The 13,941-nt window shown below is 61.7% G+C and carries 12 protein-coding genes; 1 reads left to right on the plus strand and 11 read right to left on the minus strand.

Annotated elements, in window-relative coordinates; genetic code table 11:
- Position 1: 1 nt before the first annotated feature.
- The 8 genes from ggt to ACHPFG_RS04400 all read right to left on the minus strand — a co-directional run bounded on the left by ggt (position 2) and on the right by ACHPFG_RS04400 (position 10,521).
- Positions 2 to 1,831 (minus strand): gamma-glutamyltransferase, encoded by a 1,830-nt coding sequence (gene ggt, locus ACHPFG_RS04365; protein WP_431701687.1) that lies wholly within the window; start codon positions 1,829 to 1,831, stop codon positions 2 to 4.
- Positions 1,832 to 1,867: 36 nt separating this feature from the next.
- Complete coding sequence (locus ACHPFG_RS04370; protein ID WP_431701688.1) at positions 1,868 to 2,647, minus strand: PhzF family phenazine biosynthesis protein; 780 nt, start codon at positions 2,645 to 2,647, stop codon at positions 1,868 to 1,870.
- A 99-nt stretch (positions 2,648 to 2,746) separates the two neighbouring features.
- Positions 2,747 to 5,188, minus strand: coding sequence for a TonB-dependent siderophore receptor (locus ACHPFG_RS04375; RefSeq protein ID WP_431701689.1), 2,442 nt, complete (start codon positions 5,186 to 5,188; stop codon positions 2,747 to 2,749).
- Between the two features lie 104 nt (positions 5,189 to 5,292).
- Positions 5,293 to 6,249, minus strand: a complete 957-nt coding sequence (locus tag ACHPFG_RS04380; protein ID WP_431701690.1) for a FecR family protein — start codon at positions 6,247 to 6,249, stop codon at positions 5,293 to 5,295.
- On the minus strand, positions 6,242 to 6,769 hold the full coding sequence (locus ACHPFG_RS04385; protein WP_431701691.1) for an RNA polymerase sigma factor: 528 nt from the start codon (positions 6,767 to 6,769) through the stop codon (positions 6,242 to 6,244). Before ACHPFG_RS04385 ends, ACHPFG_RS04380 begins: the two co-directional genes overlap by 8 nt.
- A 132-nt stretch (positions 6,770 to 6,901) precedes the next feature.
- Complete coding sequence (locus ACHPFG_RS04390; protein WP_431701692.1) at positions 6,902 to 7,735, minus strand: EamA family transporter; 834 nt, start codon at positions 7,733 to 7,735, stop codon at positions 6,902 to 6,904.
- Positions 7,736 to 8,132: 397 nt separating this feature from the next.
- Positions 8,133 to 9,083 (minus strand): transporter, encoded by a 951-nt coding sequence (locus ACHPFG_RS04395; RefSeq protein WP_431701693.1) that lies wholly within the window; start codon positions 9,081 to 9,083, stop codon positions 8,133 to 8,135.
- Positions 9,084 to 9,273: 190 nt separating this feature from the next.
- Complete coding sequence (locus ACHPFG_RS04400) at positions 9,274 to 10,521, minus strand: acyl-CoA dehydrogenase family protein (RefSeq protein WP_431701694.1); 1,248 nt, start codon at positions 10,519 to 10,521, stop codon at positions 9,274 to 9,276.
- 507 nt (positions 10,522 to 11,028) lie between these two features.
- On the opposite strand from ACHPFG_RS04400, the gene ACHPFG_RS04405 reads away from it, so the two are divergent.
- On the plus strand, positions 11,029 to 12,030 hold the full coding sequence (locus tag ACHPFG_RS04405; protein ID WP_431701695.1) for a helix-turn-helix domain-containing protein: 1,002 nt from the start codon (positions 11,029 to 11,031) through the stop codon (positions 12,028 to 12,030).
- A gap of 64 nt (positions 12,031 to 12,094) precedes the next feature.
- On the opposite strand, the gene ACHPFG_RS04410 is transcribed toward ACHPFG_RS04405, so the two are convergent.
- The 3 genes from ACHPFG_RS04410 to nthB all read right to left on the minus strand — a co-directional run bounded on the left by ACHPFG_RS04410 (position 12,095) and on the right by nthB (position 13,931).
- The gene (locus ACHPFG_RS04410; protein ID WP_131700428.1) at positions 12,095 to 12,772 is read right to left on the minus strand and encodes an energy-coupling factor ABC transporter permease; all 678 of its coding nucleotides are present in this window, start codon (positions 12,770 to 12,772) and stop codon (positions 12,095 to 12,097) included.
- A 68-nt stretch (positions 12,773 to 12,840) separates the two neighbouring features.
- The gene (locus ACHPFG_RS04415; protein WP_431701696.1) at positions 12,841 to 13,281 is read right to left on the minus strand and encodes a nitrile hydratase accessory protein; all 441 of its coding nucleotides are present in this window, start codon (positions 13,279 to 13,281) and stop codon (positions 12,841 to 12,843) included.
- Positions 13,278 to 13,931: a nitrile hydratase subunit beta gene (nthB, locus tag ACHPFG_RS04420; protein WP_281114475.1), complete on the minus strand. Its 654-nt coding sequence runs from the start codon at positions 13,929 to 13,931 to the stop codon at positions 13,278 to 13,280. Before nthB ends, ACHPFG_RS04415 begins: the two co-directional genes overlap by 4 nt.
- Positions 13,932 to 13,941: the final 10 nt, after the last annotated feature.

Consider the following 13,941-nt stretch of genomic DNA (forward strand, 5'->3'; position numbering starts at 1 on the left):
GTCAGTCGCCGAGCGCTTCGCCTTCGCGCCGAGGGTCCGCGCCGCCGCTCAGCGACACCTTACCCTGGGCATCCCGCTTGAGCACGATGGCCTGGACGCCGCTGGTCATGTCGATCTCGCTCAGCTCATGGCCCTTGTCCTTCAACACCTGCTTCAGGCCTGGGCTGAACAAGCCCGCCTCCAGCTCGGTAGCCCCATTGCGGCTGCCGAAATTGGGCAGGCCGATGGCCGCTTGCGCGTCGAGGTTCCAGTCGAGCATCGCCACCAGGGATTTGCTCACGTACTCGATGATTTGCGAGCCGCCCGGCGAACCGACCGCGGCCAGCAACTCACCGCTCTCGCGGTCGAACACCAAGGTCGGCGCCATCGCCGAGCGCGGGCGTTTGCCGGGTTGCACGCGGTTGGCTACCGGCTGGCCGTTTTCTTCGGGGATGAATGAGAAGTCGGTCATCTGGTTATTGAGCAAGAAGCCCTGGACCATCACATGGGCGCCAAACGCGGCTTCCACCGTGGTGGTCATCGACACGGCGCCGCCCAGGTCATCTACGGCGACGACTTGTGAGGTGGAGATTCGCAGCGGCGAACGGTCCGGTGCGTACGCGACTTGAATACCGGCCGGTCGGCCTGGCTTGGCGATGCCCATGCTGCGCTCGCCGATCAGCGTGGCACGCTGTGCCAGGTAGTTCGGGGCCACGAGACCGGCCACCGGCACCGGGGTGAAGTCCGCATCGGCCACGTACAGCGCGCGGTCGGCAAAGGCCAGGCGACCGGCCTCGGCGAGCAGGTGCACGGCCTCGGGCGTGGGCTCAAGCCCGGCAGGCGAGGCGCTTTTTATCGGTGTCATCGGCGCGATGGCCAGGTGCGGGTCGCGGGCTTCCAGGGCCTGCAATGTTCCGAGCATCTGCGCGACCGCAATCCCGCCTGAGGACGGCGGCGGCATGCCACAGACTCTCCAGCGTTTGTAATCAGTGCACAACGGCGCGCGTTCCTTGGCGACGTAGCCCTTGAGGTCCGCTTGAGTCAGGCTGCCCGCATTGCGGTTGCCCTGCACCTTGCGCGCAATTTCATCGGCAATCGGCCCGTGGTACAGGGCGTCCGGTCCTTCCTTGGCAATGCGTTTGAACACAGCGGCCAGCGCCGGGTTTTTCAGCCGTGTACCGGCGGCTTTTGGCGTGCCATCGGCATTCAGAAAGTAGGCTGCCATCTCCGGCGATTGCGGGATAAAGCGGTCAGCGGCGATCAGGCTGTGCAAGCGCGGTGAAATCGCGAAGCCCTGCTCCGACAAACGAATCGCTGGCTCGAACAGCTTGGCCCATTGCAGGCGGCCGGTCTTTTTATGGGCCATTTCCAGGGCCCGCAGCACCCCTGGCGTGCCCACCGAGCGCCCGCCGATCTGCGCGTCGGTGAAGGCCATCGGCGTGCCGTCGGTGTTCAGGAACAACCGCTCGGTCGCCCCCGCCGGCGCCGTTTCGCGGCCGTCATAGGCGTGCACGTTTTTCCCATCCCACAACATGATGAACGTACCGCCGCCAATGCCGGAAGATTGTGGCTCCACCAGGGTCAACACCGCCTGCATCGCAATGGCAGCGTCAATTGCCGACCCGCCCTGGCGCAACATCTCGCGTCCGGCCTCGGCCGCCAGCGGGTTGGCGGCGGCGGCCATATGGCGCTCGGCATGGCGGGTGCTGAGGTCGGTGCGATAGCCCGAGCCCAACTCCGGTGCCGGTGGCTGTTCGTTGACCGGCGTGTGGCAGGCAGCCAGGCTCAGGGCTGCCGCCATGAGCGACAGTTGGCGGAGGGAAATCGAAAACACGTGCTGAACTCCGTTCATTTTGCGAATGATCTGTTGTCCTGGGGGCGCTGCGGTTTACAGGTAAATCGTGCCTTGCATGTACAACACTGCCTTGCCGGAAATAATCACGCGGTCGCCCTGCAGCTCGCAGTGCAACTGGCCCTTGCGCTGGCCCCCTTGTTCGGCCGTCAAGTGCGATTTGCCCAGGCGCTCGGCCCAGAACGGTGCCAGCGAGGTATGCGCCGAACCGGTGACCGGGTCTTCATCGACCCCCACATTCGGCCCGAACCAGCGTGAAATAAAATCAAACCGCGTGCCCTTGGCGGTGACTGCTATCCCGCGCTTGGGCAGGCCCTTGAGCCGTGCAAAATCAGGCGTCAGCGCGGCGACCTGGGCTTCGTTGTCCACCAGCACGATGTAGTCATCGGTGCCGAACACGTCGGCGCTCTCGATCCCCAGGGCACTCAACATTCCAGCGGGCGGTTCGCAACGCTGTGGTTGCCGGGCGGGAAAGTCCATCGCTAGCTCATCCCCCTTGCGCGTCACCCGAAGCTCGCCGCTGCGGGTGGCAAAGCGCAGCACCTGGGGTGCGTCCGCCAGCGCGTGAATCAACACCCACGCCGTCGCCAGCGTGGCATGGCCGCACAGGTCGACTTCGACTTGCGGGGTAAACCAGCGCAACTCGTAGAACCCATCGCGGGGCACGAAGTAGGCGGTTTCGGAGAGGTTGTTTTCGGCGGCGATATGCTGCAGTTGCTCGTCGGGCAGCCACTCGGTGAGCGGGCACACCGCGGCAGGGTTGCCACCGAAGGCATGCTGGCTGAAGGCGTCGACTTGGTAGATGTCCAGTTTCACCGTGAAGCACTCCGTGTATGGGGAAGGCTGGACACTAACAGTGGCAAGGGAGGGCGTCAAAAACGGCCTACCTCGTGATAGGCCGTGTGGCTCAGGCAGTCAGAAGTCCCAGCGCGTGGTCAGCATGAAGTGACGCGGTGCGCCGTAGATGGCGGAGTTGTAGAAGCCCACATTGGTGTAATAGGGCTTATCGAACACGTTATTGAGGTTCAGCGTGGTCGACAGGTTTTTCGTGAATTGGTAGCGCGTCATCAAGTCCGCCACCCAGTAGGCCTCCTGGGAAAATTTCTCGGTCGTATTCCTGGGGCTGTTGTAGATGTCCTGCCACACCGTGTTCTGCCAGCGCAGGCCACCGCCGACGCTGACTTTGTCCAGCTCGCCCTTGAGCTTGTAGATCGTGAACATGCTCACCTGATCCTCGGGCTCAAAGGTCGAGACTTTTTTGCCGGCATCGTCGCGCACCACTTTGTGGGTGTAGCCACCCTGCAACTGCCAGCCGGGGGCGATTTCGCCGGACAGTTCCAGTTCATAGCCTTTGGTTGTCGCATCGGTGCCCTTGAAGGCAAAGTTGGGCGGTGTCGGCGTCTGGTTGTTGTACGCATCGTCGGGCAGGGAGCGGTTGCTTTCCTTTACCTCGAAGTACGCCAGGCTGGCGTTCAGGCGCCCGTCGAGGAACTCACCCTTGAGGCCCACTTCATAGTTCTCGCCTTCGTCCGGGTCAATCAGCTTGCGGTTACGGTCGAGGTTGTAGCTTTCCTGGGGCATGAAGACATCGGTGTAGCTGACATAGGCCGACAGGTTGTCCGTGAGGTCATAGATGGCCCCGGCATAGGGAATGAAGCGTCCGGTTTCACGGTAGGTGTCGGTGCTGCCGGTCAGGGTGTAGTCGACCACGCGCCCGCCGAGCAACAGTTTCAGGTCGTCGGTGAGGTTCCAGCGAGTGGTGACGTACATGCCGGTCTGGCGAATGGTGTCGTCGGTGACTTGGGAGGCCACGCCCCAGTCGGGCTTGGCCAGGTTGCCATGCCAGTTGAAGTAGTCGACCAGGTTGGCGGTGGGGAAGGTTTCGTCCCAATAACCCTTGCCCTTCCAATGGGCGGTGCTGATGGATCCACCGACCACCAGGTCATGTTCACGGCCGAGAAAATTGAACGGGCCGCTGATATACAGATCGGCCGAGTCGCTGGTGGTTTCGCCCTTGTAGCGCTGGGCGTTGATATTGGCGGTGCCGTCCGCCGCCGGCTGGTAGAACTGGATCGCACCCATCTGGGCGTCGTAGCCGTTGAGCTTGTGGTCCAGTTGCAGTTTGGTCACCCAGCCGTCGCCGAGATCGTGCTCCAGGTTCGCGAACACCGTGCGGGTGTATTGCTGCCAACTGCTCCAGTCAGTGGCATTGCTGAAGGAACGCTTGGCATTGTTCAACTCGCCGGCATAGTTGAACAGCGGGAAGCTGCCGGACCAGGTGGAGCCTTTGGGTTTGCTGTCCTGATAATCGGCGCCCACGGTGAGCAAGGTGTCGGGTGACAGGTCGAATTCGAGAATGCCGTAGAACACCGAGCTTTTGTTCGAGTAGCGGTCGACCCACGATTTGTTGTCCTGATAGGCCGCCACGGCACGCCCACGCACATTGCCGGTTTCGGTCAGCGGGCCGCTGACGTCCACTTCCGTGCGGTAGTGATCCCAGGTGCCCGCCGCCGTGGTGATGTGGCCGAGAAATTCCGCCGTAGGTTTCTTGCGCACCAGGTTGATGGTGCCGCCCAGGGAGCCGGCGCCGCTGAGCAGGCCGGAGGCGCCCTTGAGCACTTCGACTCGGTCATAGATCGCCATGTCGCTCAGGGTGTTGCCCGCCGAATAGGCCACGTTGCGCACGGCCGAGGGGATACCGTCGTACTGGAAATTGTTGATCGAAAAACCACGCGAGTAGTAATTGCTGCGGTCGGTGTCGTAGGCCGACACGGTAATGCCAGGGGTATGGCGCATCACGTCGTCGACACTGTCGAGGGCGAAGTCATCCATGTGCTGGCGCGTGACGACGCTGATGGACTGCGGCGTTTCGCGCGGGGTCAGCACCAGGCGCGTGGCCGTGGCGATGGTGCCCGGGGTGTAGGAGCCGGTGCCTTCGGTGACGGTGCCCAACTGGTTGCTGATGACGGTGGTGGTGCCCAGTTGCAAGGCCGCGCCGGGTTGTTCGGTGCGGGTCAGCATGACTGCGTCAGGGCCGTTGCGCTCGAAGCTCAGGGGCGTGCCTTTGAGCAATCGGGTCAGCGCCTCCAGGGCGGTCATGCGGCCGCTGACGCCAGGCGATTCGACGCCTTGGGCCAGGTCAGCCGCATAGGCAATTTGCAGCCCGCTCTGCACACTCAATTGATCCAAGGCATTGACCAGCGACTGACGCGCGATGGCAAAGCTGCGGGTATCTGCTGCTTCACGAATGGCCGGTTTGCCCGCCGGTTCCACGGCAACCGCAGTGCTGCACGCCAGGCAGATGGCGAGCGCAAGAATGCTTCGGGCATGGGTCGGATTGAGTGCTGGGAAGTGCATGTGAGCCCCGTTAGAAATAGGAATGATTTGCAAAGGCAAAGTTCTTGACGGGTTGAAGCTTCGAAAGCCGTAAAACTTTTTTCGACGGTGTCAGGGGCTCTGTGTCAGCGAATCACCAGGATGCCGCCAGGCAGGCGCTGGACCCGGGTGGAAGTGACTTTACCCAACGCCTGCACGATCGCCTGGGGATCATCCAACTGGTAATTGCCGCTGACCCGCTCACCGGCGGCGGTATCGTTCAAGAGCAGGATCGGTGCGGGGTAATAGCGGCGGATCTCTGCCAATACCTGCGCCAGCGGCGCGTTCTGGAACGACAGCCGTCCGTTGATCCAGGCCATCTGTCGTTCACCGCCGTCCAGGGACAGTGGTTGCAGATGCCCACCCAGCAACTGTTGCCAGTTGCCCGCCTGCAACAGGCTCTGTTCGCCCTTGCGGTTGGCGAAGCGCACCTGGCCTTGGCGCACGGCGACGGTGACGCCCGCGTCGCGCTGGCTGACGCTGAATTGTGTGCCCACCACGGTGACGCTGGCCTCGGCGGTTTCGATGCTAAGGGGACGCTCTGAGTCATGGGCGGCTTCGACGTAGAGCTCGCCGCGCAGCAGCTTGATGCGGCGATGGGCGCCGTCGAATGCGATGCTGATTGCGCTGTGGCTGCCCAGCACGATGTGGGAGCCGTCCTCCAGGTCAAAGCGTTCCAACTGCGCAACGTCGGTCATGTGGTCAGCCTGCAGGCGCATCGGCACATCGGTCATCCAGCCGATGCCCAGCGTGATCAACACGGCAGCGGCGGCAGCCACGAAGCGTGTCTTGCGGTGCGTGGCGGCTTGCGGGGCAGGGGGCAATTCCAGGTCGCCGGCGAGGTTTTTCAAGGCTTGCTCGAAGGCACGGCTTTCCCACATCGCGGCCAGTTCCGCATACGCCGTGGCGTGCCGGGGATCCGCATCGCGCCACTGCTCAAAGCGCTGGCGGGTGATGGGGTTGCGCACCGTCTCATCGCGCTGGGCGAACCAGTCGGTCGCCTGCTTACGTATGGCATCGGGGATATCGGCACGATCAATCATGGTCGGTCGTTTGCTTGACGCAGGCAGTGAGGGCTTGGCGCAGATCTTTTTCTACCGTGCTCAACGACACCTGCAGGCGTTGGGCGATCTCGCTTTGAGACAGGTCATGCAGTCGATGCAATACCAGGATTTGTTGCTGGCGTTTGGGCAAGGTAGCGAGCACCTGTTGAAACTGCAGCAGTTGCTGTTGGCCCTGGACCTGGCTCTCCGGTCCGGGTGCCGTGGTGGGCACCTCGACAACCAGGCTTGCGGCCAAATGGCACTCATAGCGCCTTTTGCTGCGCACACTGCGCAGATGATCAAAGGCCAGGTACTGCGCGGTTTGATAAAGAAACGGCTTCAGGTGTTCGATAGGGCGGGCGTACAGCGCTTTCGCCACCTTCAGGTAGGTTTCCTGGGCCAGGTCCTCCGCCTGGCTCGAACAGCCGACGACGCGCGACAGCATACGGATTAACGCACTGCGCTGCCCGATAAAAACGGCGCTGAGTTTTTCCTGATCCCCTGGCGTCCCTGTCTCCATGGCCCCGATACCCTGATGCGGCGTTGCGCGAATAGCAGGCATATTAATGAGAAGTGGTCTCATTTGATAGGGTGGCGGGGGATTTGTTTGGAGAGCAGCCCTGCCGGGCATGTCATGGGTTTGACCGGCGCGTCAGCCCAGTCGCAACACCATCGCCCCGCCGGCAATGATGCACGCGGCCATGATCCGGCGGCGGGTCAGCTGTTCTTTGAGCACCAGTGCCGAGATCACCACGCCAAACAGAATCGACGTTTCCCGGAGCGCCGAAACCGTGGCAATCGGTGCCGCCGTCATTGCCCAAAGCGCCAGGCCGTAGGACACGACGGTGCCGAAACCACCGATAACACCTGGGCGCCAGTGGCGCGCCAGATATCGGCAGAATTCGCGCCGCCTGACGGCAACGGCCCATACGGCAAGCGCAAGACCGGTGAGCAGGAATATCCACAGCGTATAGGCCGCAGGCGCGCCGGATTTGCGCACACCCACACCGTCGATAAGGGTGTAGCCGGCAATGACTGCCGCGTTGACCAGCGCCAGGAGCAGCCCTTTTCGCTGACCGGTGCCGGGGGTTGCAGCCATGCTCAAAATACCGATGCAGATGATGGCAATGCCAAGCCAGGCAAAGGAGGACAAGGATTCGGACAACAGCCCTACGCTCGCTGTCGCCACCAGCAACGGCGCGGTGCCGCGCATGATCGGGTAGGTCTGGCTCATGTCGGCAATGCGGTAAGTCGAGGCGACCAGCACGAAATACACCACCTGCAAAATCACCGACGCGCCGATGAAGGGCCAACTTTCCTTGGATGGCAGTTCCAGAAACGGAATGACCGCCGATGCGATCAGTGATGCGATCGACGCGATCATGCAGGTGGTCAGCAGCTTGTTGTCACCGCCCTTGACCACGGCATTCCAAGTGGCGTGCAACGCAGCGCCCAGCATGATGATTGCGAACACATCAAGGCTCATGAAGGGACGTCCTATTGGCTAAGTTCTGTATCCAGGAGGGGCGCTGCGAGTATGCCCCAGGCACTTTCTTCAAGGCATAAAAAAACGGTCTACCTTTCGGTAAGCCGTTATCAGTACTGGGTTACGCGTCAATTGAGGGCAAATGCTGTTCGATTACGCCTGGCTACCCCATGCCCGGATATGTTTTAACGCCAGGCGTTCTTCTTCGTCTTCGCTGATGCGAACTCCTTTAAGAGCGCAATCGGCTTGATTTTTCCAGTGAGTGACCGTCGAGTCGGTGGCGCGAAGATGAGACAGTGCACCGGTGCATGCCGACAGCGGTGCGCGGCAGCTCGGTGCTCAATGTCTGCTCGATCGATTGTTGGCTCGGGGTTAGACAAACATGTCGTCTTCCTACTCAGAACACCTGCAACAGTCGAACGTTGATGCGGGCGCTTTCCTTGAAGCCATTTTCCACCTCAAGGTCGCGCCCAAGCGCTACCAGCAGTTGCGTCTTCGGGCGGATGAAGTAACTGCCACCCACGCTGATTTTCCGTTGCCGAGCTTCGTCGTTGCTGTCAACGCCATCGACCCGGGTCTCACCGCCCCAGGTCTGCGACAGGCCGACGAAAGCGTTGGCTCCGGGCGTGAACTGGTAACGCAAATATCCCTGCCCCTGGTAGAGCTGTTTCTGCTTGAGCGTTTCGCCGGCAGCGCCATAGTTGTCGTTCTTGCCGTGGAACATGACGTCGCCGGTCAAATCGACATACCAATTGTCGGTCAGCCCTTTGACGAAACCTACCTGTAAATCAAACTTCCAGCGGTTTTCACCCAGATTGAGCGGGCGGTCGTGGCTATAGCTACCCGTTGGAAGGTACAGATAGGGCGCTATGGCTAGATAGGTGCGAGACGCTGAGTCGTTGATCAACCAGACTGGTGCGGCCAGGATGACGTCACCTACCCCGCTGGTCTTGCCCAGTGCACTCGTGTCGCGCCCGGCATCCAGCCGGCCAAACGGTACCAGGATCTGGGGGCCTACCGTCAGCCCGCCAATCGTGGTGTAGTGCACCAGCCTCCCGATACCGACATCCGAGACCAGCCGAGGATCCCGCGCCGTCTGCCGTCCCTGAGCATAGAGTTTGTCGCGCTTGGCATGCTGCAGGTACAGCAACCCCGCTGTCGTACCCTCCGGCGCCGGGACAAAATCACCGATGTCCACATCGATGGCCCGCGCGGTCATCGGTACCATCGTGACCATCGGTAGACAGGCCAAGGCCAATACCTTGTTCATGCAGCTCAGGGACGAGTGGGTACCGGCCTTTGACACGTGGCCGGTCCTGCGGGCGACGCTGGAGAATGCTTGGGTCATTACGGAAGTCCTCTCTCGAGTAGTCATCTGTCATTGATCGGTCGGCGAAGTGCGGCGACACAGGACAACGCGGCAGTGCGCATGACAAAGATAGGGGGGGAGCGCCCCAAGTCGCTTTGTTGGGGCGGTCATTCGTTGTGCTGGGAAGGACAGCTGCTCGGCGCTTACGCCTCGTGGCACGGGGGCCGCTTCAACTGCGTGCCTCTGCGCAGGCCATGGCGTCGTAGGCCGGCGAGCGCAGCAACGCATGGAGTTGCCGGCGGCGGACCCCCATGTTGCCGCCGTCGTACAGGGGAAAACACAGCGCGTCCTGCATCAGGCCGGCCAACGGGTAGAGGTCGGTGTAGGCATCGACACCGACAACGCGCATGGCATCGTAGACAGCCTGAACGCACAGTTCCGAACAGTGCACCTTGGTGATGATGGCCAGTTCGCGGCTGCGTCCCTGGGTGATATCGAGTTGGTGACAGGCTTTCCAGGTCAGGTAGCGCGCGGCTTCGATTCGCATCTTGATGTCGGCCAGCATGAAGCCAACGTTCTGGTGCTCAATCACAGGCACCGTGCCGGAGCGTTTGTCGGTGCGGGCAAACTTCAAGGCGACGTCGAAGGCCGCGCGCATCACACCTACGCAGGCCGCGCCGATGAGAGCCGCAGTCCAGGAGAAGGCATCTTCCACCATGGCAATGCCATCGCCCGGCTTGCCCACAATATTGGCCGCCGGCACGCGCACATTGTTGAAATGGATGCGCGGCGAGATCGTCGCGCGATGGCCGACGGTATCGAGAAAGCCCGCGATCTCGATGCCCTGAGCGCTGCCGGGCACCATGATGACCGCCAGCGATTGCTGTGGCGGCAGGGCCGCATCGGTGCGGCATATGACGCTGTACAGGTGCGCGCCCTTGCCGTCCCAACCGGTACCGTTGGTGGTGTAGTGCTTTGCGCCGTTGATGACCCATTCGTCGCCTTCGAGGCGGGCGAATGTCTGCACGCCGGCGGAGGGATCGGGGCTGTCGTAGTTTGCGCCTCCGGTGACCTCAGTGAAGGCCAGGGCGGCCAGGCGCGAGCCATCTTCGACGAAGTCCGGCAGGAAGCGGCGTTTCTGCTCCTCGGTGCCGTGGTGCAGCACCGCGTGCAAACCCAGGCCGGTGCCCAGTAAGGCCGAAGGCAAGTTGACGTCGGCGGCGGCGAGTTCTTCGGCAGCCAAGGCAAAATCCAGCGTGGTCAGGGCGCTGCCGCCGAACGAGGCTGGCAGCAACGCCTTGATGAAGCCGGCGTCGACCATTGCATTGTAGAACGGCCGCGTGGCGTAGAACCGGTCTTCCGGTCGCGCGATTGGGGCGATGGTGGGAGCGACCTTGCTGAGGACTTCGGCGGCGAAGGTTCGCGCGCTTGCCTGTAAAGCCTTCTGTGATTCGGTGAGCTGGAAATCGATAGCCATGGGAAGCGACCTTTCTTGCGGTGGGTTAGGTAACGGACAACCCATCGTAGGCAGCCGGACTGCCTCGGTCTTGCTGGAGCGTGCAACCCCAGTTGACGATTTGCGCAAGGGCGCAGGGCTTTCCCGACTGAGGTTGTGCCTTATGCAGAAAGAGCCTGTAGCGGGTGAATGCCCCCTTGGTTCTGGCGCGGACTTTGCGTCTTTCTGCCGCAGGTCACATGGGGTCAGTCCTGCGCCTGATTATCCGGCGAGAAACTGCACCGACATGACACATTCGCATTCCCGCCGTGCACAGCGCAGGAACAACCGAAAATGCCGTGCCAGGGTGCCTGCAGCCCATCAACCGACGACTTGCCTTTGCGTGCAAGACCAGTTGACGATCTGTGCAACAGGAGAAACACATGACACGTCTGAGCGGCCTGCCATACCGTGACATTGGCTCAGAAATTAGTCGCTGGCTTGCGCTCGTGATGATTGTCTTTTGCGCCACTGAGGGGTGACCGCAGGATGCAAATCTGGACTACCGAAGCGTGCGTGCAGCGCGAAAGATTCAGCTACTGGCGTGAGGTTCTCTGCGAAGCCTTCGTCTCGCTCAATCCCATCCTCAAGCAAGAGCATGCAGGATCGGACTTCACGGGCGAGGTGAGCTCCCGGCCCCTCTCCATGAGCGCGCAGACCCGCGTGTTTTCCCGTGCGCAGTTTGTCCAACGACGCTGGGATGAAATCCGCCGCAACCCGGTCGAGTTCTGCTTCGCGAACTTCCAGTTGGAAGGGTCATGCGTGGTACGTCAGGATGGGCAGGAGACACTGGTGTTGCCCGGTGACTTCTCCGTCGTGGACTCCACGCGTCCCTACTTTCTCGATTTCAGGGAAGATTGGCGCGTGCTGTCATTCCGTATACCCAGGGAGCAACTGGTGTCCAGGCTCGCGGCACCGCGCCAGGCGACAGCGCGCTGCGTCAGTGGACAAGCGGGACTTGGATTGGTCGCGGCTCGCTTCGCCCGTTCGCTTGAACAGGTGGACGCCAGCGTCGGCATACAGGCGCAGCATGGGCTCAGCGCCGCGCTCAATGGCGTCATTGCCATCGCGTTGGGCGCCACGCTGGAGGCGCAGGAGCAGGACCGGGTACCGGTGCGGACAGCCTTCCGCCAGGCGGTCGAAACTTATATAGCCGATCATTTATCTGAACCCGGGCTCGGGCCGGACCTGCTTGCGGCGCGATTCAAAGTCTCGCGCCGGACACTCTATGGCCTGTTCGAGGAAGAGCCATTTTCCGTCAGTGGCCTGATCCGGGAACTGCGCTTGCGGCACAGCGCTCGCGATCTCTGCAGTTCCGGCCATCCTGGCGTACTCGCCGTAGCGCTGCGCTGGGGCTTTAACGATGCTTCGCATTTCTCCCGGTTGTTCAAGCAGCGGTTCGGGATCTCCCCACGCGGACTCGCAGCCAGCGTAGAAGGTGAAGTCAAACCAGGAACGAACAGTTGTGGATCGGTCCAGAATCTTCTTTGATGCCCCGAGCATTGCGGTCTTCGAATGCCCGGGGACAGTCTGACCTGGACTGGCGTCTGTCGACTCAGGCGGCCTGGTACAGACGACGCTCGACCAGCCTGCTATTGCGCAGGTGATGCGTTGCCTTCGCACCGGCCAGCACGGCCAGGTCCAACAGCGGTTCGAGGATGACGACGGTCATGTAGGCACTGCCGAAGGTCAGGACTGACAGTGCGTTCTCTGCCGTGAAACCCTTCCCGTAGAAGGCCCAGAAGGCAACCCAGGCGACGATGCCTGACTGGAAGGCCGTCGACAGGCCCAGTGCCTGGCGATAGCTCAGATCAACATAGGGCGTGTTTGGCGCGATGATACGCCGCGCCAGGGCAGCAACTGCTAACAGCGGTACCAAAAGGGTGGTGACGTTCATGCCGTACTGCGGCAGGTCGAATGGGGCGAAGAACAGACCTTGGATTAACAGCCCCAAAGCCAGACCTACTGCTGCAGGTGCTGCACCGAACAACAGGAACAGCGTCGAGCCGAGTATGAGATGCACCTCCGAGACGCCAACCGGATGATGGGGTAGCAGTTCAAAGAAGCCAAACACCAGCGCCGTGGCGGCGGCGGCGCGAACTACCAGCGAGACGGCACCTCGTTCACCAATGGCGTCCGCAACGAGTTTGACGGTGTAGGTGCCGACGCTTGCGGCGGTAACATAGCTCAGCCAGAGTTTTCCGGCTTCCACGAGGCCAGGTTCGATATGCATGACGATGACTCCTTGGCCGCCTCTGCGGCTTGCTAGGTAAAAAAGGACAACAAAAAACTGCTCCGCCCTCAGTTAGAGGCTCGGCTGATTGCCACGGGCTCGCGATGCGGCAGATGCTCAGAGGTGTGCCCGTGGGCCGGCGGACAACTTGCATTGAGCAAAACCACCGGTTGTCCATGGGGCGTATTCAGGTAGGCCTGCCTCCATTCCTCGCCCCGCTGGACGATGTCCTCCATCCCGGTCAGGCCGAGGGTGGTGACCATCCTTTCCATGGCCGTGATCCATTGCCGGTAATAGGCGTCATTGACGCTTTCTCCGGGTTGCGCCGGGGCAGCCTTGATCTCTTCGCTGAATACCTGCACCCAGTCCTTCCAGGGGAACACGCCGGCTTGGTGCAAGTGCACCAGCAGGGAAAAAGCCTGAGCCTGCCAAGGCTTGTCGAACACCGGGCCTTCATCGTCGAGAGGGAGGCCGACGGCCTTGTAGTCGTGGTGCATGCTCGTGTTCATACGGCCTCCAGGTAGTTGTCCCATAGGTCGATGCACACACTGTCGGGTCGCCGTACTCCCCACAGCTCTTCGGCACTGAAGCGTACGGCATAGACCTGCTGCGGCTGTTCGCCCAAACCATGGGCCATCGTGTCCGGGGTAGCGAACGCGCCATGTGCAATCACGATGGTGCCGACCTTACCGCGCGCGTAGCGTGGCAGCCGGGTGTGATTGGTTGGGTTGAGGCACTTCGTTCGCACCCGGTCACCGACTCGGAATTGGCCGGGGACATCTTCTTTTGCCCGCGACGAGGCGCCGCCGAGCACTACGGCGTCGACGATGTCCGGAGTTAAAACCGTGACGGGCTGTGTCGGTGGGGTTGGTTTGGTCGTACCCTGCAGTTCGGCGGCGCTGATGACGCCCTTTTCTGTCAGCAGGGTCTCGAAGGCGTGCAGCCAGTGCTCGTAGTAGCTCGACTGCAGGTATTCGGCCGGCTTCATGCGTTCGATGGCGTGGCGGAATTCGTCGACGTTAAAGTACCCGCCGACGAAGAGCGAGGCGAAGAGCGGAAAAACTCTGCGCTCCCAATCATGATGGAAGATGGGTTCGTGCTCTTCCGTGAGCACTGGGCCGAAGCCATGCATGCCGCCCAGGTCGTGTATACCATTCATGGGTTTTCTC

The sequence above is a fragment of the Pseudomonas sp. BR20 genome, from assembly GCF_050780135.1.
Classification (GTDB): domain Bacteria; phylum Pseudomonadota; class Gammaproteobacteria; order Pseudomonadales; family Pseudomonadaceae; genus Aquipseudomonas.